20 protein-coding genes and 1 tRNA gene are annotated in these 22,197 nt (G+C 65.7%); 12 read left to right on the plus strand and 9 right to left on the minus strand.

From position 1 onward, the window contains the following. Positions 1 to 34: 34 nt before the first annotated feature. The 4 genes from egtD to ASE69_RS18515 all read right to left on the minus strand — a co-directional run bounded on the left by egtD (position 35) and on the right by ASE69_RS18515 (position 3,292). The gene (gene egtD / locus ASE69_RS18500) at positions 35 to 1,012 is read right to left on the minus strand and encodes an L-histidine N(alpha)-methyltransferase (protein ID WP_056489770.1); all 978 of its coding nucleotides are present in this window, start codon (positions 1,010 to 1,012) and stop codon (positions 35 to 37) included. Next, on the minus strand, positions 1,012 to 2,280 hold the full coding sequence (gene egtB, locus ASE69_RS18505) for an ergothioneine biosynthesis protein EgtB (RefSeq protein ID WP_082453235.1): 1,269 nt from the start codon (positions 2,278 to 2,280) through the stop codon (positions 1,012 to 1,014). Before egtB ends, egtD begins: the two co-directional genes overlap by 1 nt. Before the next feature lie 48 nt (positions 2,281 to 2,328). Next, positions 2,329 to 2,913, minus strand: a complete 585-nt coding sequence (locus tag ASE69_RS18510; RefSeq protein ID WP_056489773.1) for a cob(I)yrinic acid a,c-diamide adenosyltransferase — start codon at positions 2,911 to 2,913, stop codon at positions 2,329 to 2,331. A 148-nt stretch (positions 2,914 to 3,061) separates the two neighbouring features. After that, entirely contained in the window at positions 3,062 to 3,292 is a 231-nt protein-coding gene (locus ASE69_RS18515; RefSeq protein WP_056052241.1) for a twin transmembrane helix small protein, read from the minus strand. A gap of 83 nt (positions 3,293 to 3,375) precedes the next feature. Between ASE69_RS18515 and ASE69_RS18520 the strand changes: the two genes are divergently transcribed. Then, positions 3,376 to 3,726 (plus strand): DUF3147 family protein, encoded by a 351-nt coding sequence (locus ASE69_RS18520; protein WP_056489776.1) that lies wholly within the window; start codon positions 3,376 to 3,378, stop codon positions 3,724 to 3,726. 299 nt (positions 3,727 to 4,025) lie between these two features. On the opposite strand, the gene gluQRS is transcribed toward ASE69_RS18520, so the two are convergent. Next, a complete protein-coding gene (gene gluQRS, locus ASE69_RS18525; RefSeq protein ID WP_056490319.1) occupies positions 4,026 to 4,853 on the minus strand; it encodes a tRNA glutamyl-Q(34) synthetase GluQRS in 828 nt (275 codons plus the stop codon). Positions 4,854 to 4,945: 92 nt separating this feature from the next. On the opposite strand from gluQRS, the gene ASE69_RS18530 reads away from it, so the two are divergent. The 3 genes from ASE69_RS18530 (at position 4,946) to ppc (ending at position 8,693) form a co-directional block, all read left to right on the plus strand. Continuing rightward, positions 4,946 to 5,512, plus strand: a complete 567-nt coding sequence (locus tag ASE69_RS18530; RefSeq protein ID WP_056052248.1) for an HNH endonuclease — start codon at positions 4,946 to 4,948, stop codon at positions 5,510 to 5,512. 25 nt (positions 5,513 to 5,537) lie between these two features. Further along, entirely contained in the window at positions 5,538 to 5,912 is a 375-nt protein-coding gene (locus tag ASE69_RS18535) for a hypothetical protein (RefSeq protein ID WP_056489779.1), read from the plus strand. 105 nt (positions 5,913 to 6,017) lie between these two features. Continuing rightward, positions 6,018 to 8,693 carry a phosphoenolpyruvate carboxylase gene (ppc, locus tag ASE69_RS18540; protein WP_056489782.1) on the plus strand — a complete coding sequence of 892 codons (2,676 nt, stop codon included), beginning with the start codon at positions 6,018 to 6,020 and terminating at the stop codon, positions 8,691 to 8,693. Positions 8,694 to 8,805: 112 nt separating this feature from the next. Here ppc and ASE69_RS18545 read toward each other — a convergent pair whose 3' ends face one another. Beyond that, entirely contained in the window at positions 8,806 to 9,198 is a 393-nt protein-coding gene (locus ASE69_RS18545) for an acyl-CoA thioesterase (protein ID WP_200924201.1), read from the minus strand. Beyond that, the gene (locus ASE69_RS18550) at positions 9,195 to 11,249 is read right to left on the minus strand and encodes a S9 family peptidase (protein WP_056489788.1); all 2,055 of its coding nucleotides are present in this window, start codon (positions 11,247 to 11,249) and stop codon (positions 9,195 to 9,197) included. Before ASE69_RS18550 ends, ASE69_RS18545 begins: the two co-directional genes overlap by 4 nt. A 622-nt stretch (positions 11,250 to 11,871) precedes the next feature. Here ASE69_RS18550 and ASE69_RS18555 point away from each other — a divergent pair. Next, entirely contained in the window at positions 11,872 to 13,680 is a 1,809-nt protein-coding gene (locus tag ASE69_RS18555) for an aminopeptidase P family protein (RefSeq protein WP_056489791.1), read from the plus strand. Between the two features lie 6 nt (positions 13,681 to 13,686). Here the strand turns inward: ASE69_RS18555 and ASE69_RS22655 are convergent, their stop codons facing one another. Continuing rightward, entirely contained in the window at positions 13,687 to 13,824 is a 138-nt protein-coding gene (locus tag ASE69_RS22655; protein WP_165895508.1) for a hypothetical protein, read from the minus strand. Between the two features lie 89 nt (positions 13,825 to 13,913). On the opposite strand from ASE69_RS22655, the gene ASE69_RS18560 reads away from it, so the two are divergent. Then, positions 13,914 to 13,988: transfer RNA gene (locus tag ASE69_RS18560), tRNA-Thr, on the plus strand. Between the two features lie 87 nt (positions 13,989 to 14,075). Here the strand turns inward: ASE69_RS18560 and ASE69_RS18565 are convergent. Next, positions 14,076 to 15,164: a Gfo/Idh/MocA family protein gene (locus ASE69_RS18565; protein WP_056490323.1), complete on the minus strand. Its 1,089-nt coding sequence runs from the start codon at positions 15,162 to 15,164 to the stop codon at positions 14,076 to 14,078. Between the two features lie 42 nt (positions 15,165 to 15,206). Between ASE69_RS18565 and ASE69_RS18570 the strand changes: the two genes are divergently transcribed. From ASE69_RS18570 to ASE69_RS18595, 6 genes are all read left to right on the plus strand, one after another. Continuing rightward, positions 15,207 to 16,100 (plus strand): aldo/keto reductase, encoded by an 894-nt coding sequence (locus ASE69_RS18570; protein WP_056490325.1) that lies wholly within the window; start codon positions 15,207 to 15,209, stop codon positions 16,098 to 16,100. After that, a complete protein-coding gene (locus ASE69_RS18575) occupies positions 16,097 to 17,164 on the plus strand; it encodes an LLM class flavin-dependent oxidoreductase (RefSeq protein WP_056489794.1) in 1,068 nt (355 codons plus the stop codon). The genes ASE69_RS18570 and ASE69_RS18575 overlap by 4 nt, the downstream gene beginning before the upstream one ends. 347 nt (positions 17,165 to 17,511) lie before the next feature. After that, on the plus strand, positions 17,512 to 18,759 hold the full coding sequence (locus tag ASE69_RS18580) for an MFS transporter (RefSeq protein WP_056489797.1): 1,248 nt from the start codon (positions 17,512 to 17,514) through the stop codon (positions 18,757 to 18,759). 86 nt (positions 18,760 to 18,845) lie between these two features. Beyond that, positions 18,846 to 21,179, plus strand: a complete 2,334-nt coding sequence (locus tag ASE69_RS18585; protein WP_056489800.1) for a TonB-dependent receptor — start codon at positions 18,846 to 18,848, stop codon at positions 21,177 to 21,179. A 134-nt stretch (positions 21,180 to 21,313) separates the two neighbouring features. Beyond that, the gene (locus ASE69_RS18590; protein WP_056065567.1) at positions 21,314 to 21,772 is read left to right on the plus strand and encodes a DUF2721 domain-containing protein; all 459 of its coding nucleotides are present in this window, start codon (positions 21,314 to 21,316) and stop codon (positions 21,770 to 21,772) included. After that, entirely contained in the window at positions 21,769 to 22,191 is a 423-nt protein-coding gene (locus ASE69_RS18595) for a DUF4345 domain-containing protein (protein ID WP_056489804.1), read from the plus strand. The genes ASE69_RS18590 and ASE69_RS18595 overlap by 4 nt, the downstream gene beginning before the upstream one ends. Positions 22,192 to 22,197: the final 6 nt, after the last annotated feature.

Here is a 22,197-nt window from a genome sequence, read left to right on the forward strand (position 1 = left end):
GGCGGCGGGCAACTCGTCCGGAACAGGCCCAGCCTCAGGGCGCTGGCCGCTCCACCTGAGCTTCGGCCAGATACACGCCGAACAAACCTTCGGTATCGGTCCATGCCGCCACCGGCGTCCATCCGCCCGACCGCAGGAGGATCCGCGCATCCCGTGCGCCATATTTGTGGCTGTTCTCGGTGTGAATCGTCTCACCCACGGTCATCTCGAACGATCGCCCGTCAATGGTGAACGCGACGTCGCGCACCGCCTCCAGATGCATTTCGATCCGAGCGCGATCATCGTTCCACACAGCCTTGTGCCGGAACGCGTCGACCGGGATGTCGCCGTCCAGTTCGCGGTTGATCCGCTCTAGCAGGTTCAAGTTAAACGCCGCCGTCACGCCCTGCGCATCGTCATACGCGGGCACTAGCACGTCCTCGCTTTTGATCCGGTCCATCCCGATCAGCAGCATCGCGCCCACGCCAAGCGAAGACCGCATCGCGCGCAGCAGGTCGACCGCCATCAACGGGATCATGTTGCCGATCGTCGATCCCGGAAAGAACCCGAGCTTGGGCGTATCCGCGATCGTCTTCGGCAAGCTCAGGGGCCGCATGAAGTCCGCCTCGAACGGCAGCACCAGTAGGTCGGGGAACTGATCGCCCAGCACCTTCGACGACTCGCGCAGGAAATCCCCCGAGATGTCGATCGGCACGTATACCGACGGCGCTACGGCATCGAGAAGGATCGGCGTCTTGGTCGACGATCCCGAGCCGAACTCGACGACCGCACGCCCTCCGCCTGCAAGCGTCGCGACTTCAGGGCACGCGGTCTCAAGAATCGAGCGCTCGGTCCGCGTCGGATAATATTCCGGCAGATCGGTGATCTTCTCGAACAGCTCCGAGCCGCGCCGGTCGTAGAACCACCGCGCCGGGATTGCCCGCGGCCGCCGCGCAAGGCCGTCCAGCACGTCCGCACGGAATTGCGGGTCGGCAAGCATCTGCTGGCCGTCCTCGATCTCAGGCTTCAACATCACATATCTTTCGCGAGACGCACACCGGTGAACTGCCACCGTTGGTGCGGATAGAAGAAATTGCGGTAGCTCGCGCGTGCATGGCCGCGTGGCGTCGCACAGCTGCCACCGCGCAGGATGAACTGTGAACTCATGAACTTGCCGTTGTATTCGCCAACGGCACCGGCCGCGGTCACGAAACCGGGATACGGACGGTACGCGCTGCCGGTCCACTCCCATACGTCGCCGAAGAACGCCGGGCCATTCGTCGCAGGCCGAGGCTCGACCGGACCCGCCACGTCCATCTGGTTGCCGCCGTTCGCGTCGTGCGTAGCGGCCGCAGCCTCCCATTCGAACTCGGTCGGCAACCTTGCGCCAGCCCAGCTCGCATACGCATCCGCCTCGAAGAAGCTCACATGCGTCACTGGCGCGGCAGGATCGATCGCGCGTCGGCCGTCGAGCCCGAACCGCGTCCAGCCCGCCTCGCCCTGCTCCCAATACAGCGGCGCGACGATGCCCTCGGCCTTCACCCACGCCCAGCCATCCGCCAGCCAATGCCGCGCTTCGGTGTAGCCGCCATCGGCAATGAACGCCGCCCACTGGCCGTTCGTCACGGTACGGTCCGCGATCGCATGCGGTACCAGCAGGGCGGCGTGACGCGGTCCCTCGCAATCGAATGCGAACCCATCGCCGTCATGCCCGACCTCGACGATCCCGCTCTCGCGCGCGATCCACCCGATCGGCCCCGGCATCTCGACCGGCACTTTCCGCGGCGCCGGCCACATCGCCGGCTCCAGCGGGTTCTCGGAAAACATGTGGAGGATGTCGGTCACCAGCAGCTCCTGGTGCTGCTCCTCGTGATGACACCCAAGCGCCACCAGCGCCTGCGCATCCGCCGATAACTCAGACAGCGCATCGAGCAGCGCCGCATCGACATGCGCGCGGTACGCCCGCACTTCGTCAAGCGACGGCCGCGTCACCATCCCGCGTCGATCGCGCGCGTGGCGTCGCCCCTCGGCCTCGTAATAGCTGTTGAACAGAAACGGAAAACGCTCGTCGTGGAGCGCGTAACCGGCGACATGATCGCGCAATACGAACGTCTCAAAGAACCAAGTCGTATGCGCCAGATGCCACTTGGTCGGCGACGCATCGTCCATCGATTGCACCGTCGCGTCCGCATCCGACAGCGGCGCGGCAAGCGCCAGCGACAGCGCGCGTACGGCGGAGAAACGCTCGCTCAGATCCGACGAAGGAGCGGGGGTGAGATCGGGACGAATAGGCTGCGGCATCGGTTATCCTTCAATGCGTCGCCCAGTACCGCAACGCGCGAACGCCGATCACGCCTGCGCGCGCGTAGCCCCCGGTCGCCATAGAACGTCGCCGGCCCCGTTTTGGTTCACTACGCGCGACGCCACGAACAGGAAATCGGATAGCCGGTTAACATACGCTAATGCCTCGGGATTCAACGGCATATCGTGCGTCGCCGCGACTGCGGATCGCTCCGCGCGACGCGAAATCGCCCGCGCCAGATGCAGCGCGGCGGCCTGCGGCGATCCGCCCGGCAGGATGAAACTGCGCAACGGCGCGAGGTGCGCGTTCATCGCATCGATCTCGCGCTCGAGTCGCTCGACCTGCGCCGGCACGATCCGCAGCACCATCTCCGACGGTGCAAATCCGTCGTCGGTTGCAGGCGTCGCAAGGTCGGCACCAAGATCGAACAGGTCGTTCTGGATCCGCTCCAGCGCAGCGGCGAGCGGATCATCGCCAAGCGCCACCACCGCCACTCCGATCGCGGAGTTCGCCTCGTCGACATCGCCGATCGCCTGCATCAGCGCGCTGGCTTTCGACATGCGCGAGCCGTCGACCAGCCCCGTCGTGCCGTCGTCACCCGTTCGCGTGTAGATCTTGTTGAGCTTGACCATCGGTCGATTCCTTCTGTCCGACCATGCAGTGCCACAAGTCCGTCACCCTAGCGAAAGCTGGAGTATCCCTCGTCGCTCGCGACATCCACCTGACATCGAGATCCCAGCTTGCGTTGGAATGACGGTCATTAGGAAAGTGCGTTAGACTCTAGTTCCGTCCCGCCGCGAACAGGATCACGACGACGATCAGGATCGCCAGCGCCTGGAAGAAGATCCGCTGCTGCATCATCCGGTTCGATTTGAGCGACGCCGCGCTCGGGCCGTTGCCATCGCGGACCTGCGCCGTGCCCTCCTGCAGGAACGACACGACGCCCCGCACCAGGGCCACGACGGTCGCGATCATCGCCGCGATCAGGAGGATGACGAGGAATGTGTTCATGAAGGGAATGTAAGCGCACCGGATGCTGCTAGCAATGGCCGTAGCAGTGTTGCGGAACCCTTCGTGATGCGCGCAAATGCTGCATGTTATACTTGACGCTGAAAGCCTTGATTTCCGGCATTCTTATCGCCGCCGCCTCGGAGATCGCCAAGCGCTATCCCGGCTTTGGCGCGCTGGTCGCCTCGCTGCCATTGGTGTCGGTGCTAGGCATGATCTGGCTCTGGCGCGACAAACCTGATCCACGGACGATGGCCGCGCACGCCGGCGCGACCTTCTGGTACGTCCTGCCATCCCTGCCGATGTTCCTGCTGATCCCGGCACTGCTCCGCCACGGCGCGCCGTTCTGGGTATCGCTGGTGGCGGGGTGCGTGCTGACGATCGCGCTGTATGCGGCGATGACGTGGGCCGCGCCAAGGCTGGGGATCGAGCTTTAGCGCACCCACTCCAAGCAAGAGCACCACCCCGGCGAAGGCCGGGGCCCAATTGGGAAGGCCGAGGTAACGAAGCGATAAGCCTCATCATCACCGTCCCCCAACTGGGCCCCGGCCTTCGCCGGGGTGGTGGCACGTTACAGGCGTCGTACCCTGCTACTCTAATGTTTCCCCGCGAAGGCGGGGATCCAGGCTGGGCTCCCGCCTTCGCGGGAGAACAAGGAGGCACGGGTTACGATCCGTTTCCCGCCACACCTTGCTTGATCAACACGCTCACGATCAGCAGCGCAAGCCAATCGCCATCACCCGCTCCGTACCCGAGCCGCCAACGCCACCCCATCCTCACCACCATCACGCATCTCAGCCAGCGACAAAGCCCCATCCCGCTTGGCCAGCCGCCGCCCCGCCGCATCTACCACCAGCGGATGATGATGATACGCCGGTACCGGCAACCCTAGCAAAGCCTGCAACACCCGGTGCACGTCCGTCGCCGCGAACAGGTCCACCCCGCGCACCACGTCCGTCACGCCCTGCGCCGCATCGTCGAGCGTCACCGCCAGATGATAGCTCGCCGGCGCATCCTTCCGCGCCAGCACGACATCCCCCTGCGCAAGCGGATCCGCAACGACGGTCCCGGCGATCGCATCATGCCACGCAAGCACGCCGGTAACCGCCACAGCCTTCGCCATGTCGAGCCGCCAGCAATGCGCCAGATGCATCCGCGCAGCGACCTCCTCCGCGCTCAGACCGCGACAAATCCCCGGATAGACCGGCCCGACATCCCCCTGCGGCGCCGACGCGCTCGCCGCGATCTCCGCCCGCGTACAGAAACAGGGGTAAACCAGCCCGCGCGCCTTCAGCCGCTCCAGCGCAGCGTCATACGTAGCCAGCCGCTCCGACTGGAACACCAGCGAATCCCAACGAAGCCCAAGCCACGCCAGATCCTCCAAAATCCCCGCGACGAATTCAGGCCGACTCCGCGTTCCATCGATGTCCTCGATCCGCAGCAGGAACCGCCCGCCCCGCTCCCGCGCATAGTCATGCGCGCGGATCGCCGACACCGCGTGGCCCAGATGCAACCGCCCGGTCGGGCTCGGCGCGAACCGCGTTACGACCGGTCCGTCGCTCACCACGCTTGACCGACCGCTACGCGCCGTGCTGTCATGGCGGTGTCATCGCTGTCGTCCATAGGGCGCTCTGCGAAGCCTGAGTGGGAGGAGCCGTGTTTCACCCCGATCTGATGCGTCATCCGGATGGTTGTCCGGCGCTCGTGCTGAATGCCGACTACACGCCGCTTTCCTACTATCCGCTCAGTGTCTGGCCGTGGCAAACCGCGGTCAAGGCTGTCTTCCTCGACCGTGTCGACATCGTTGCCACTTACGAACGCGAAGTCCGCAGCGCCAATTTCGCGCTGAAGCTGCCCTCGGTGATCGCGCTCAAGCAGTTCGTCCGACCGTCGCAATTTCCCGCCTTCACCCGCTTCAACCTGTTCCTGCGCGACAAGTTCACCTGCCAATATTGCGGCAAGCTGCGCGATCTCACCTTCGACCATGTCGTCCCCCGCGCGCAAGGCGGTCGTACCACGTGGGAGAACGTCGTCACCGCCTGCTCGCCCTGCAACCTCAAAAAGGGCGGTCGCACGCCGAAACAGGCGGCGATGCCGCTGCATATCGAGGCGATCCGCCCGACCAACTGGCACCTTCAGGAACACGGCCGCAGCTTCCCGCCCAACTACCTGCACGACACGTGGCACGACTGGCTCTATTGGGACATCGAACTCGAGGCCTGACGGCATCGATACGACGGGAGATTCTATGCAGGTGAAACTGGTAGCGGCGCTCGCCGCGACGGGAATTCTGGTGTCCGCGTGCGGCAACAAGGATGAGCAGCGCGCGCAGGCTGACGCCAATGCGGTCGGCTTCGTGCCGCCCTCGGTAACCTCGCGGCTCGATTTCGGCGCCAGCATGGAACGCCGCTTTCGCACGCTCGACCGCAACGGCGACGATCGCGTCGCCAAGGACGAACTGCCCTCGCCCAACGCGCGCATCAAAGCATTCGACCGCAACAAGGACGGCGTCATTACCGCGATCGAATGGAGCGAAGGCACGCTCGCCTGGTTCGACAGGATGGACCTGAACCACGACGGCACGGTGACGTCGGAAGAGCGGGCGGAGTCGCGTAAGCGCTGATCTCCGCAACAATGTGTCGTGTAACGCTCTAGACAAGCGACTATTTAAGCGTGACGCGTGGTGTTCATAGTTGACCTAAACCCTGCCGCAGCGCAGCAGGGAAACATGGCTAGCCTCCCCGCAATCGCGAACAATTCCGACATCCGATTCCTCGGCAAACTGCTCGGCGACGTCATCCGCGCCTATGGCGGTGAACGTCTGTTCGAGGCGACCGAGACGATCCGAAAGGCGTCGGTCGAGCGCCACCGCGACGTGTCCGAAGGCAAGGCGCGCGACGACCGCGCGGTCGACCTCAGCCTCGAAAAGCTCAGTCTCGACGAGACGCTCGACTTCGTTCGCGGGTTCATGCTGTTCTCGATGCTCGCCAATCTCGCCGAGGACCGCCAGGGCATCGCCGCGGAAGACGGCGCCGATCTCGCCTCCGCGATCGCCCAGCTCGAATCCGAAGGCATCGACCGCACCCAGATCCGCACGCTGCTCGACCACGCGCTGATCGCCCCCGTGCTCACCGCGCACCCGACCGAAGTGCGGCGCAAGAGCATGATCGATCACCGCAACCGCATCGCCGAGCTGATGGGCCTGCGCGATCTCGGCCGCGACACGACGCCCGACGGCGACAGCGTCGACGACGCGATCCTCCGCCAGATCGCTTTGCTCTGGCAAACCCGCGTCCTGCGCCGCGACCGCCTCTACGTCACCGACGAGGTCGACACCGCGCTCAGCTACCTGCGCGACGTGTTCCTTCCCGCGCTCCCCGCGCTCTACCAGCGCTGGGACCGCGCGCTCGGCGAACGCACGCCTAGCTTTCTCCGCCCCGGCAGCTGGATCGGCGGCGATCGCGACGGCAACCCGTACGTCACCGCAGATTCGCTCAAGACCGCGCTGGCAAAGGCGAGCGAAGCCGTCCTCGGCTATTATTGCGACGCGGTGCACGCGCTCGGCGCCGAGCTCTCGATCTCGACCGAACACGCCCCCGCCGATGCCGCGGTGCAGGCGCTCGCCGACGCCAGCGGCGATAATGCCGCCAGCCGCAGCGACGAGCCCTATCGCCGCGCGCTCTCCGGCATCTACGCCCGGCTGTCCGCGACGCACGACGCGCTCACGGGGAAGCACTCCCCCCGCCCCGGCCGTCTCGTTGGCGAGCCCTATGCCAACCCCGCCGACTTCCGCGCCGACCTCGTCACGCTCGCGCATGGCCTGGGCATCGCGCTGAAGACCGGCGGCGCGCTCGGTCGGCTGATCCGCGCGGTCGAGACGTTCGGCTTCCACCTCGCCACCTTGGACCTTCGCCAGAACAGCGCCGTCCACGAACGCGTCGTCGCCGAACTGCTCCAGGTCGCCGGCGTAGAAGACGAGTACCTCGCGCTCGACGAAGACGCGCGCGTCGCGCTGCTCCGGCGCGAACTCGCCAATGCCCGCCCGCTCACCTCGCGCTTCGCCGAATATTCGGAGGAAACCGCCGGCGAACTTGCGATCGTTCAGGCCGCCGCCGACGCGCACGCCGCCTACGGCCCGGCGTGCATCACCAACTACATCGTCTCGATGGCGCAATCGGTCAGCGACCTGCTCGAAGTGAACCTCCTGCTCAAGGAAGCCGGCCTCTATCGCCCCGGCGAAACCCCGACCGCGGCGATCATGGCGGTCCCGCTGTTCGAGACGATCGGCGATCTCGAAGCCGCCCCCGCCGTCATGACCGCCTGGTTCGCGCTCCCCGAGATCGCCACCATCTCCAAGGCGCGCGGCCATCAGGAAGTGATGATCGGCTATTCGGACAGCAACAAGGACGGGGGATATCTCACCTCCACCTGGCAGCTCTCGAAAGCCTCGACCGCACTCAAACCCGTCTTCGCAAAGGCTGGCGTCGGCATGCAGCTGTTCCACGGCCGCGGCGGCGCGGTCGGGCGCGGCGGCGGCTCGGCGTTCCGCGCAATCCGCGCGCAGCCCTCGGGCACCGTCCAGGGCCGCATCCGCATCACCGAGCAAGGCGAAGTCATCGCCGCCAAATACGGCACGCGCGACGCCGCGATGACCAATCTCGAAGCGATCGCGTCGGCCACGTTGCTCGCGAGCCTCGAACCCGAACGCCTGTCGAACGCCGACAACGCAAGCTTCTCAGCCGCAATGGACACGCTCAGCGACACCGCATTCCACAGCTACCGCGACCTGGTCTACGGTACGGAGGGTTTCCGCACCTTCTTCCGCCAGATGACCCCGATCGCCGAAATCGCCGGCCTCAAGATCGGCAGCCGCCCCGCCAGCCGCACCAAGTCCGACCGCATCGAAGACCTCCGCGCGATCCCCTGGGTGTTCAGCTGGGCGCAGGCGCGCGTCATGCTCCCCGGCTGGTACGGGGTAGGCCGTGCGATCGCCGATTTCGAGGACAAGGCGCTGTTGAAGGACATGGCGCAAGGCTGGCCGCTCTTCGCCTCCGCGCTGGCGAACCTGGAGATGGTGCTCGCCAAGTCCGACATCGGCATCGCCGAACGCTATGCCGGGCTGGTCGAGGACGGCAAGCTCCGCGAGATCTTCACCACGATCCGCGACGGCTGGCACCAGACACACGACGGACTTTTGCAGGTCACCGGCCAGTCCCGCCTACTCGAAAAGCACCCCGCCCTAGACGCCTCGATCCGCCTCCGCCTCCCCTATATCGAGCCGCTAAACCTCCTCCAGATCGAACTGATCAAACGCCGCCGAGCAGGCGAGGACGACCCCCGCATCGGCGAAGGCATCCTCCTATCCATCAACGCCATCGCCACCGCCCTGCGAAACAGCGGCTAAATCTGCTCCCCTCCCGCCTGCGGGAGGGGTCGGGGGAGGGCGTGCCCCACCGACCGGACGCCAGTACGTACGTCGCGCCCTCCCCTAACCCCTCCCGCAAGCGGAAGGGGGATTACGAGTAAAACGGCGCAGCGACATCCTCGCGCACCCGCATCAACCGCCCAGTCGCGCGGTCGAGCAAAGCCCAAGTGGTCACCGCCTGCAGCTTCACCTTCCCATCATCCCCGACGAACCGCACATGCCGATCGAACCGAGCCCCCTTAGGAGCCCCCTCGACCCAAGTCTCACCAACGACGGTCTCCCCCGCAACGACACTCCCGCGGTAATCGATCTCATGCCGCGTCACGACCCACACATACGCCAGCTTGTGCTCGGCCGGCGCCACAGCCTCCCAATGCGCAGTCGCGATGGCCTGGATCCACTGCACCCAGACCGCATTGTTCACATGCCCAAGCTCATCGATATCCGCGTCCTGCGCCGTGATCGAGAGCGTGAACCGGCTCACCCCGCGACGCCCAGCTGCCACAGCACGAACGCGTGTTCCTCCGCGCCCTCCCGCAGCGATTCGAACCGCCCCGACTTGCCGCCATGCCCCGCGCCCATGTTGGTCTTGAGCAGCAGCACATTGTCGTCGGTCTTCATCAACCGAAGCTTGGCCGCCCACTTCGCCGGCTCCCAATACGTGACGCGCGGATCGTTCAACCCGCCGCTGATGAACATCGGCGGATAAGCCTGCGCCTTGACGTTGTCGTACGGCGAATACGATCGGATCAGCGCGAACGCCGCCTCGTCCTCGATCGGATTGCCCCACTCCGGCCACTCGCCCGGCGTCAGCGGCAAGCTCTCGTCGAGCATCGTGTTCAGGACGTCGACGAACGGCACATCGGCGATAACCGCCCCCCACAGCTCGGGATCGGAATTGACCACCGCCCCCATCAGCTCGCCGCCAGCGGACCGCCCCGCGATCGCGATCTTCCCCGCCGACGTCCACTGCGCGTCGACCAGCGCCTTCGCCACATCGACGAAATCGTTGAACGTGTTCGCGCGCTTCTCCAGCTTACCATCCAAATACCATTGCTGGCCCAGATCATCGCCGCCGCGGATATGCGCGATCGCATACGCGAACCCGCGATCGAGCAAGCTCATCCGCCCGGTCGAGAAGCCCGGCGGGACCGCATAGCCGTACGCACCATAGGCATAGAGGAACAAAGGCGCCGACCCATCGCGCACGAACCCGGCCGGATACACGATCGAGACCGGGATCTCCGTCCCGTCCCGCGCGGTAATCTTGAGCCGCTCGGTCGCGTATTTCGCCGCGTCATACCCGCTCGGGATTTCCTGCACCTTGAGCATCGTCCGCTCACCGGTATCGACGTCATAGTCGTACACCGTCCCCGGCGTGACCATCGACTCATACCCCAGCCGCAACACCGTCATGTCGTATTCGGGATTGTCCCCCAGCCCGGCGACATAGCTCGCCTCGGGGAAGTCGATCCGCTTGCCCTCGGTCGGCGTCTCGTACCGGTGGATCGCGATCTGATCCAAGCCGTCCTCGCGCCCATCGACGACGAAGAAGTCCTGATAGCACTCCACGCCCGTCATATAGAAATGCGGCGAGGCCGGGATCAGCTCGCTCCACGCATCCGGCTCCTCGACCAGCGCGGTGCACAGCCGAAAATTCGGATCGACGTCGTTGGTATGGATGAACAGCGTCCCGTCATGCTCGTCGACATCATATTCGCGACCCACCTTCCGCGCCGACACGAGGATCGGCACCGCCAAAGGCTCGTGCGCCGGCAGCAGATACAGCTCGCTGGTCACATGATCGCTGGTGGCGATCACGATCCATTTCCGCGAACTCGTCTCGCCGACCCCGACGCGGAAGCCCTCGTCCTCCTCGTGGAACAGCACGACGTCCTCGGAGATCGGCGTCCCCAACCGGTGGAACCGCGCATTGTCCGTCCGCCACTGCTCGTTCGCCAACCCGTACAGGAAGCCCGCATCGTCCGCGGTCCAGACGATCTCGCTGAGCATCCCCGGGATCACGTCGGGCAGATGCTCGCCGGTATCCAGGTCCTTGACCCGAACCTCGAACCGCTCGCTCCCATTGTCGTCGATCGCATAGGCGAGATAGCGCCCGTCATTGCTGACCGAGAACGCGCCGAGCCGGAAATACTCATGCCCCTCCGCCAGCGCCGGCTCGTCGAGCAACAGCTCGTCGTCACCGCCCGCAACGGGCTTCCGCCACCATTTCTTATACTGCCCGCCGGTCTCGTACGCGGTCCAGTAGAGCCAGTCGCCATCCTTCTGCGGCACCGAGGATTCATCCTCCTTGATGCGCGCCTTCATCTCTTCGTAGATCGTATCGACCAGCGCAGTGTGCGGCGCCATCTGCTCCTCGAAATACACATTCTCGGCCGCCAGATACGCCAGCACGTCGGCGTCATCGACCTCCGGATAGTTCGGATCCTTCAGCCACGCATACGGATCCTCGATCGTCACGCCATGCGTGGTGAAGCTGTGCGGGCGCTGTTCGGCGATGGGGGGCGTGGTCATGCCGGTGTGTTAGCCGGGCGGAGGGTGGAAGCCAAACGCTGCGGCGTTGCAGGCGTGACGGCCGACCCAGCCAACACCACCCCGGCGAAGGCCGGGGCCCAATTGGAAAGGTTGCACTAACTGCGCGCAATCCTCCGTTATTGCCGTCCCCCAATTGGGCCCCGGCCTTCGCCGGGGTGGTACAAAACTTCGGTGGCGCCCCTAACTCTGTTTCCCCGCGAAGGCGGGGACCCAGACTGGGCTCCCGCCTTCGCGGGAGAACAAGCAGCAGGAACGCGCGATAGCAGCTAAGAACACCACCCCGGCGGAGGCCGGGGCCCAGTTGGCAAGGTCACCGTAACGAAGCGCGGTCCTCCGCCATCACCGCTCCGACTAGCCACGTCCTACCTCGGGAAAATGGTCGAAAGTACCGGCCAACGCTGCAAGCGCATTCCCTCCCCCGCCCGCGCCCGCTGTCCTACCCATCTGCTTTCTGTCACAACCCCCGGCATGACCGTGACCGCCCGATCCACACCCCTATCCATACCGTCGCGCCCGTCCCCCACGCCCACCGGATGCCTGTATTGAAACCTCGCCAGCGTCTGCACTTTCTATACTTCACTTTTGACGAGAGACCGAACCGATGACCCCGACCGCCCGCTTAGCCGACCGCCTCGTGGCCCTCCGCGCCCAGCTAACCGCCGATGATCTCGACGGTTTCGTCATCCCGCTCACCGACGAACACATGAGCGAATATGTCGGCGGCTACGCGCAGCGCCTCGCCTGGCTCACCGGCTTCGGCGGCTCGGCCGGCACCGCGGTCGTCCTCGCCGACCGCGCCGCGATCTTCACCGACGGTCGCTACACGATCCAGGTCCGCGAACAGGTCGACGGCGCGCAGTGGGACTATGCCGACGTCCCCCAGACCAGCCCCGCCGCCTGGCTCGCCAAGCATGCCCCCGAAGGCGGCCGCATCGGCTACGACCCGTGGCTCCACACCGGCACCTGGGTCGCGGAAGCCACCACGGGCCTCGCCGACCGCAGCGCGACTCTGGTAGCGGTCGACACCAACCCCATCGACGCGATCTGGACCGACCGCCCCGCCCCCTCCCCCGCCAAGCTGACCGTCCAGCCCGACCAGTTCACCGGCGCATCCTCCGCCGAAAAGCGCGCGAAGATCGCCGACTGGCTCTCCGAGCAGAACGCGGACGCGGTCGTCCTCACGGCGCTGGACTCTATCGCGTGGGCGCTCAACGTCCGTGGCGGCGACGTCGACCACACCCCCGTCGCGCTGTCCTATGCGATCGTCGGCGCGGACGGCACGACCGACCTGTTCGTCGCCCCCGACAAGCTCGACGACGCGGTCCGCCAGCATCTCGGCAACGCCGTCCGCCTCCACGACCGCACCGCCTTCGCCGCCGCCCTCGCGACCTATGCCGGCAAACGCGTCGCCGCCGATCCAGAACGCGCGGTCGCCGCGATCACGCAAGCGCTGCAGGCGGGCGGCGCGAAGATCCTGCCGCTGCGCGATCCGGTCGTGCTCGCCAAGGCGATCAAGAACCCCGTCGAGATAAGCGGCCACCGTGCCGCCTCCGCACGCGACGGCGCCGCACTCGCGCGTTTCCTGCGTTGGGTCGAAAGCGAATGCGTGAAGGGGGGGCAAACCGAACTCAGCGCCGCCGCCAAGCTGCTCGCCTTCCGCGAACAGACCGGCCTGCTGAAGGATACCTCGTTCGACACGATCTCCGCCACCGGTCCGCACGGCGCGAGCCCGCATTACCATGTCACCGAGGAGTCGAGCGCGCCGATCGAACCCGGCCAGCTCTACCTGATCGACTCCGGCGGCCAATATGCCGACGGCACCACCGACGTGACGCGCGTCATGCCGATCGGCGAACCGACCGAAGAGATGCGCGACCGCTTCACGCGTGTCCTGAAGGGCCATATCGGCATCGCCACCGCGGTCTTCCCCGACGGCACGATGGGTGGCCAGATCGATGCGTTCGCGCGCCGTCCGCTATGGGAAGCTGGCCTCGATTTCGCGCACGGCACCGGTCACGGCATCGGCGCGTATCTCGCGGTGCACGAGGGTCCGCAGCGGATTGCCTCGCCCAATTATCCCGGCGGCGCGGCGATGGAGCCCCTGCGTGCCGGCATGATGCTGTCGAACGAGCCCGGCTACTACAAGGCGGGTGAATACGGCATCCGCATCGAGAATCTGATCCTGATCGAACCGCGCGCCATTCCCGGCGCCGACCGGGAGATGCTGGGCTTCGAGACGCTCACCTTCTGCCCGATAGAACGCACGCTGATCGAGCCGGCGTTGCTGACGACCGAAGAGCGCCAATGGGTCGACGACTATCATGCACAGGTGCTGGCGGTCCTGACCCCGGAAATGACCGACGCGGCGGATCGCGCCTGGCTCACCGCCAAATGCGCGCGATTGTCTTAAGGGCGGTCAACTAGAGGAATCATCCTTGGTCGCAGGCGCCGCCCCGACGGCGCGCGCCTGCGCCTTCCTGCGCCGCAGGTTCTCGCGCAGCGCTGCGGCCATGCGTTCGGCCTTCTCCGCCGCCTTTCGATCCCGATCATCCATAAATATGCCTTACATTGCGGCGCGGTGCCTTGACAATGATCCCGCCCTCGTCTCTTAGCCCCACTCCGCCGGCAGCGATGCCAGCGAGTGCTGCCGTAGCTCAGTGGTAGAGCGCATCCTTGGTAAGGCTGAGGTCGTGAGTTCAATCCTCACCGGCAGCACCATTTTCTTCCTGTATGTCACCGTGACGACCATTCCCTGCGGGGACACCGACTTCCGTCGGGGTCCGTATTGACGCTTCCGCGAACGTTCTAGAGCCCGAGTTCGGCCATCGTCACAACGCGGTGCTCGCGAGCGCTGATCTCGGCGGCGGTGCCGATCGCGACGGCGCGCAGGCCGTCCTCCGCGGTGACTTGGACCGGCCCCTCCCCGCGGACCGCTGCGGCAAACGCAGCGTGCTGGTAGTAGGTCGCGCCTTCGTGTGAGCCGGCCGCCTTGGCAGCGGGGTCTACGACGACGTGGGTACGCTCGACCTGCTTCGCGTTCAGGAAGCCGACACGGGGGGAATAGACCAGTTCACCCGCCGGGATCAGCACGTCGAGGCGGGCGGCATCACCGGTGGCGGACATCTCCTCCTGGTTCTCGGCACCGTCGGCGAACATGCTGAGGTCGAGCATCGCGCGCACGCCGTTGGCGAAGTCGACAGTTGTGAAGCTGTTGTCGATGATGTCTGGGCGTTGGCCGTCATAGCGTTCGTCGAGATGGTTCACGTCCATCGCGCCCGAGCAGTATACGCGGACCGCTTCCGAGCCGACGATCAGCCGCATCAGGTCGAAGAAATGGCAGCATTTCTCGACCATCGTGCCGCCGGTGTTGGCGGAGAAGCGGTTCCAGTCACCGACCTTGGGCAGGAACGGGAAGCGGTGTTCGCGGATCGAGAGCATCTGGAGCCGGCCGACGCGGCCTGCGCGCACCTGATCGATGAACGCGGCGGCGGGGGGCATGAAGCGATATTCCATGCCGGTCCAGAACGGCTTTGCGTGAGTGGCAGCGCGCTCGACGATCCACCGCGCATCGTCGATCGTCGTCGCCAACGGCTTCTCGCAGAGGATCGCGGCGTCCATGGCGAACAGCCGTTCCAGCACGTCGCGGTGCGTGTTGTTGGGCGAGGCGATGACGATCGCGTCGACGTCGGCGCCCTTCGCGAACGCCTCGACCGTGTCGAACCGTGCGACATCGGCGGCGCGGTCGCCGAGCGCTTCGCCCAGTGCATCTGTCGCCCAATCGATCGAGGTCGCGACCGGATCGGCGATCGCCACGATCTCAGCACCGGGCAAGATCGCCAGGTTGCGAAGGTGTTCGACGCCCATCATGCCCGTTCCGACGACGCCGTATCTGATCGTGGCTACCAAGCTGTCATTCCCTATGCCATGGCCGCCTGCATGACGACGATCCGCCTTTCCAACGACCTTCGCCCGCTCGGCAAGAGCGAAATCCTTGTTTCACCGATAGCCTGGGGCATGTGGCGGCTGGCCGGAGAGGTCGCCCCGGTCCACGCCATGATCGAGGCGGCCTTGGGGGCCGGGATCAACTTCTTCGATACCGCCGATATCTATGGCTGCGACGTGCCCGCCGGGTTCGGCTCGGCGGAGGAACTGTTCGGGCGTGCGCTGGCCGAAGACCGGTCATTGCGTGCGAAAATGGTGATCGCGACCAAGGCGGGCATTCGTCCCGGCATCCCGTATAATTCGAGCGCGACGTATCTTGCCGATGCGCTCGACGCGTCGCTGACGCGGATCGACCTCGAGCAGGTCGACCTGTACCAGATCCACCGTCGTGACTTCCTGACGCATCCGCAGGAGGTGGCCGAAACGCTGACCCGGATGGTCGAGGCGGGCAAGATCCGCAGCATCGGTGTCTCGAACTACAGCGTGGACGAGTTCGACGCGTTGCAGGCTTTCCTCGGCCAGCCGATCGTCAGCACGCAGCCCGAGTTCTCGCCGCTGCGCACTGCGCCGCTGTTCGACGGGACGCTCGACCACGCGATGCGGCTCGATGTCGCGGTGATGGCGTGGTCGCCGCTCGGGGGCGGACGGCTGGCGCAGGGCGATCATCCAGCGGCCAAGCTGCTGGCCGAGCATGGCGCGCGCTACGACGTCGATGCGGCAACCGCGACGCTCGCGTGGATCATGGCGCATCCGGCGCGGATCATTCCGATCGTCGGCTCGCAGAATCCGGCGCGGATCGCGGCGTCGGCGGATGCATACGAGGTCGAGTGGACGCGGGCCGAATGGTATGGCGTGCTACAGGCCGGGATGGGCGAGAATTTGCCATGAGCGACTTGCCTCCCTGCGAAATCAGCTGGTTCTCGGCGCTGTGCGACGACGATTACGAGTTTCTCGGCGTGCCCGACGCGGCGCTGAAATCGAGCTGGGAGCATTGCCGCGACATCGTCGTGCAGGCGGAAACCGCGGGGTATGACAATATCCTGTTGCCGTCGGGCTATGCGCTGGGGATCGACACGACCGCGTTCGCCGCGGGGATTGCGCCGATGCTGAAGCGGTTGCGACTGCTGATGGCGGTGCGGATCGGCGAGAGCTGGCCGCCGCAGCTTGCGCGCCAGATCGCGACGATCGACCGGATGCTCGGCGGGCGCCTGGCGATCAACATCATTTCGAGCGACCTGCCGGGCGAGAAGCTCGAGAGCGCGCCGCGGTACGCGCGCACGGTCGAGGCGATGCACATCCTGCGAACGTTGCTCGACGGCAAGCCGCTCGATCATGACGGCGCATTCTGGAAGCTGAAGGTCGATCCGCCTCGGGTGACGACGGTGTCGGGGACGTGTCCGGCGTTGTATTTCGGGGGGCTGTCGGAGGCTGCGCGCGATGCGGCGGCGACCAATGCCGACGTGTATCTGATGTGGCCGGATACGATCGATGCCGTGCGCGCGATCGTCGCGGATTTGCGGTCGCGAGCGGCGAAACACGGCCGCACGCTTAAGTTCGGCTACCGCGTCCATGTCGTCGTCCGCGAGAGCGAGGCCGAAGCCCGCGCTGCCGCCGACCGGCTACTCTCGAAGCTCGACGATGCCGAGGGTCGTGCGATCCGGGAGCTCTCGCTGGATTCGCAGTCGGCCGGCGTGCGGCGTCAGGCCGAGCTGCGCGAAGGATCGGACGACGGCTATGCGGAGGCGAACCTCTGGACCGGGATCGGCCGCGCCCGCTCGGGCTGCGGCGCGGCGATCGTCGGCGATCCGGATCAGGTACTGGCGAAACTGAACGCGTACCGGGCGGAGGGGATCAATGCGTTTGTTCTCTCCGGGTATCCGCATGCGGCCGAGGCGGATCTGTTTGCGCGGCATGTGTTGCCGCGGATCGAGCATGGGCCTTTGGTGATCTGAGCAACTCGACCCCTCCAACAATCGACCACCCCGGCGAAGGCCGGGGCCCAATTGGGGGACGGTAGTAACGTAGGGCGGTCTGTCGTTACTGGGGACTTTCCGATTGGGCCCCGGCCTCCGCCGGGGTGGCATTGGGTTGGCGATGCCCTTTCCCCGTCCCCCTCCTTGTTCTCCCGCGAAGGCGGGAGCCCAGTCTGGATCCCCGCCTTCGCGGGGAAACAAGCGTGCTCGAAGGAGATGGCCGCGAAGCCAATCCGGAGTGAGCCCTACCCCCTGCAACCAAATAACCGGCTCCGCGAAGAGAAACTGGCTAGCCTCCCCGCCACGCTCGTCCATGCTAAGCGCGTATGACCCAGCCTACCAAGACCGTCGCGCAACTCAGCGCTCGCGCCCGCGCGCTGTTGTTCGCGCTCGTCGTCACCGCCGGTATCCTCAACCTCGTCGACCGCCAGATCATTTCCGTCCTGAAGCCGATCATCGCCGCCGATCTCGGCTGGAGCGACGATGATTACGGGACGCTTGCCGCATGGTTCCAGGGCGGCGCGGCGTTCGCGTTCCTGTTCACCGGGTGGATCGTCGACAAGCTCGGCGTCAAATGGGCGAACCCGATCGGCGTCGCGGCGTGGAGCGTCGCGGCGATGGCGCATGGCTGGGCGCGGTCGATGACCGAGTTCGTGATGATCCGAGTTAGCTTAGGCGCGACCGAGGCGATGGGGACACCGACCGGCATCAAGACGATCGCGTCGGTGCTGCCCAAGAACTGGCGATCGAGCGGGTTCGGCGCGACCAACGCCGCCAACAGCATCGGCGCGATCCTGGCCCCGCTGGCGATCCCAGGTGTCGCGTTGCTGGTCGGGTGGCGCGGGACCTTCGTGGCGGCAGGTGCGCTCGGGCTGGTGTGGGCGGCGGTATGGCTGGTCGCGACGAGGCGCGTGACTTTCTCCCCGCCCCGTCCGGTCGAGACGGACACCGCTCCCCTCATCGAGTACGGTCCGATCCTGCGCAACCGCCAGACCTGGGCGATCGCGGTCGCCAAGATCCTGTCGGACGCGACGTGGTGGCTGTTGCTGTTCTGGCTGCCGGACTTCTTCCACCGGCAATACGGGCTGACCGGCGTCGCGCTCGGCGTGCCGCTCGCCATTGCCTATGGTGGCGCGGCGGTCGGATCGTTGCTCGGCGGCGGCGTTTCGACGCGGTTGCTGAGTCTTGGCTACAGCGTCAACGCGGTGCGCAAAGGCATCTTGCTGGTCGCCGCGCTGTGCGTCCTGCCGATCCCGCTGGTGCTGTACGCAGGCAATTACGCGCTAACGATCGGGCTCATGGCACTGACGCTCGCCGCACATCAGGCATTCTCGACCAATCTCTTCGCGCTGATCGCCGATGTCGTGCCACAGGCCAAGCTCGGCCGCGTGACCGCATTCGGATCGTTCAGCGGCAATGTCGGCGGCATGGTGATCGCCAAGGTCGCGGGGCTCGTGCTCACCGCAGGGCTCGGCTATCTGCCGTTGTTCCTGTTCGCGAGCGTCTCGTACCTGCTCGCGATCGGGTGGATCCAGCTGCTGCTGCCGGTGCTGCGACCAGTCGAGCCGCGCTAAAGCTGACACGACGCGGCGCAATGCCGTTCTTTATACCCATCGTCAGAATGGGAATTAAAAGACGCTATCATTTCGGGAGGGAAACCATGCTCTATCCACGCACCCAGCGCAGTCTCGCGCTACTTGCCGGCACCGCCATGGCCGCGCTCGCCATGCCGGCCTTTGCGCAGGAAGCGCCCACACCCGCTACGCTCGCACCCGTCCCCACCCCCGCCCCGGTTGCGCAGAGCGACGAGGTGATCGTCACCGCGCGCTATCGCAACGAGACACTCCAGTCGGTGCCGATCGCGATCACCGCGGTCAGCGGTCAGTCGCTCGCCGAGCGCCAGTTGAACACGGTCGAGAACATCGCCGCGACGATTCCGTCGGTCGGCTTCCGCAGCGGCGCGTCGAACAAGGATCGCACGATCTTCATCCGCGGCGTCGGTACGATCACGACCTCGCCCGGCGTCGAGCCATCAGTATCGACCGTGCTCGACGGCGTCGTCCTCACCCGCCCCGGCCAGTCGACGCTCGACCTCGGCGAAGTCGAGCGGATCGAGGTGTTGCGCGGGCCGCAGGGCACGTTGTTCGGCAAGAACGCCTCGGCGGGCGTGGTCAACATCGTCACCCGCAACCCGAGCGACGAATTCCGCGCGTTCGGCGAGGCGGGCATCACCTCCGACGAGGAATACCGGATCAAGGCCGGCATCTCGGGCGCGCTCGTCCCCGGCAAGGTGCAGGCGCTGATCGGCGGGCTGTACGACGACTATAAGGGCAACGTCCGCAACGTCGCGCGCAACCAGGACGTCAACGGCTATCGACGCTATGGCGCGCGCGGCAAGCTGGTCGTCACGCCGTCGGACGACCTGAAGTTCACGATCATCGGCGATTACCTCCACTCGCACGATACCACCCCGACCAGCGTCTATGCGGCCACCAGCCGCACGGCGTATCCCACCGGTGTCGTCACCAATTCGCCCGACCTCGCCGCCGCGCTGGGTGCAAGCGGGATCGTCGCGGGACCGAGCAATCGCCGGACCAACAACAATTCGATCACCGACGTGAAGGACGAGAATTACGGCGGGTCGGTCACCGGCGAACTCGCGCTTGGCGATTACCACATCACCTCGATCACCGGTTGGCGGCAATGGCTCAACAACCAGCGCCAGGACTACGACAGCGTCGCCGCGCTCTCGACCGCGTTCCCGTCGGGACAGGACGCAGGCAGCGTCGACACCAAGCAATTCTCCGAGGAACTGCGCCTCACCTCGCCCAAGGGTGGCCTGATTGATTACGTCGTCGGCGCCTATTACCTCCACGCGACGAACGACGAGCGGTACCAGCGCACGCTGACCTCACTCGCGGCCGGCGGCGCGCAAACGACGACCACGGGCGTCGCGAACTACGGCATCACCAACGACAATTACGCACTGTTCGGTGAGGCGAACGTCAATTTCACGCCGAAATTCCGCGGTATTGCCGGCTATCGCTCGACCTGGGACAGCCTCGACTTCTACCACGTCCGCACCTCGACCGCGGATCCGCTCAATACCGGCGCGGCAGCGCTCGACCGGCCCGGGGTCCGCGCGTATCACAACGCGACCGGCGGGATCGACAAGCGCGGCGACAGTTATCGCCTCGGGCTCCAGTATGATCTCGGCGAGCATGCGCAGACCTATTTCACGTACTCGCACGGCTATAAGGGGCCGGCGTACAACGTGTATTTTAACATGCGCTCGCTCAACGCGACGACGCCGCTGGATGAAGTGCCGCTGAGCCCGGAGACGTCCAATTCGTACGAGGTCGGGCTGAAGGGCAGTACTGCGAACCGTGCGCTGAGCTACAGCTTGGCGGCGTTCACGACCAATTTCGACGGGTATCAGGCGAGCTTCAACGACGTCGTCGCGGGGGCGCAGGTCAGCCGGCTGATCAACGCCGGATCGGTACGCTCGCGCGGGGTCGAGGCGGACGTAACGCTGCGCCCGACCAAGGGCCTGACGCTCGACATCTCCGCCGCCTATACCGATGCGACGGTGCGCAACTTCCTCTGCCCGACCGGCGCGCCGACGAGCTGCAACATCAACGGCCAGCCGCTCCCCTATGCGCCGAAGATCAAGTTGTACGAGAATGCGGCGTACAAGTTCGGGCTGACCGATACGCTGGCGCTGGAACTCCAGACCGACGTCACGTTCAGCAGCAAGGTGCAATATTCGCTCGCAGAGACGCCGAGCACGATCCAGCCTTCGTACGCGATCTGGAACGCGAGCGTCGCGGTGCTGAGCGATACGTCCGGCTGGCAGCTGCGCGCGTATGTGAAGAACCTGACGAACACGTCCTATTCGTCGTTCCTCACCGCGGGCACGTTTGCGGGCACGGTGCGGTTCGTGCCGCGCGACGACAAGCGCTATGCCGGGCTGCTGCTGCGCAAGGACTTCTGACCTAGCCCGGAATCCACCTCTGCTGATGTCGTTGCGGCTGGACCGACTCCTTCGGTCGACAAGCCGCTGTAATTGCGGCGCCATGCGGTACGCGCGTTCTTCCTATCGGCCGCGTTTTACCACATGGTGCCCGTATGCCGACGATACCCGCCGTCTCGACGATCGCCCAGACGATCCAGCTTTCGCTAGCGCCCGTATTCATGCTGGCGGGTATCGGCCAGTTACTGAACGTGCTTGCCGGCCGCCTGTCGCGGGTGATCGACCGTGCGCGAAAGCTGGAACACCTCCACGCGAGCAGCACCGGGCCGGAGCATGTCCGCTTCGTCTGGGAACTGCGCCTGCTCGACCGCCGGATGACGATCATCAACGCGGCGCTGTTCCTCGCGGTCTCCAGCGCGATCATGACGTGTATCCTGATCGCGCTGCTGTTCATCGCCGAACTCGCGAAGCTGCATTTCGGGACGTACGTGGCCGTGTGCTTCATTCTCGCGATGATCCTGCTGATCGCGGCGCTGATCTCGTTCATCTTCGAGGTGCGGATTTCGCTCCGCGCATTTCGTATCCGCCCCGAATTGCTGAGGCCTCTGCCATGACCGGCTCGATCGAGAAGCGCCTGTTGCAGGCCGTGATTGCGGTGGCGTGCCTGTTGCCGCTGATCGTCGGCGGCCAGGGTATCCTGCACGGCCCTGCGCCGTTCGGGCATCTAGCCGATGTGCCGAGGGATCTCGACAGCCATTTCCGGTATATCTCGGGGATATTCTTCGCGACAGGTCTCGGGTTCGTGAGTTGCATTCCGAATATCGAGCGCAAGGGGCCGCGGTTCCGGCTGCTCGGCGGGCTGATCTTCGTCGGGGGCGTGTCGCGACTGATATCGTTGATCGCGGTCGGCGTGCCATCGCGGGGCCATGTCCTTGGCTTAGGCATGGAGACGATCGTCGTGCCGTTGCTGATGCTGTGGCAATGGAATTTCGCACGGCGGAATTTCGCGCGGCGGAACGCATTGCGCGCTTGATCTGAA

This window comes from Sphingomonas sp. Leaf208 (assembly GCF_001421415.1).
Lineage (GTDB): Bacteria > Pseudomonadota > Alphaproteobacteria > Sphingomonadales > Sphingomonadaceae > Sphingomonas.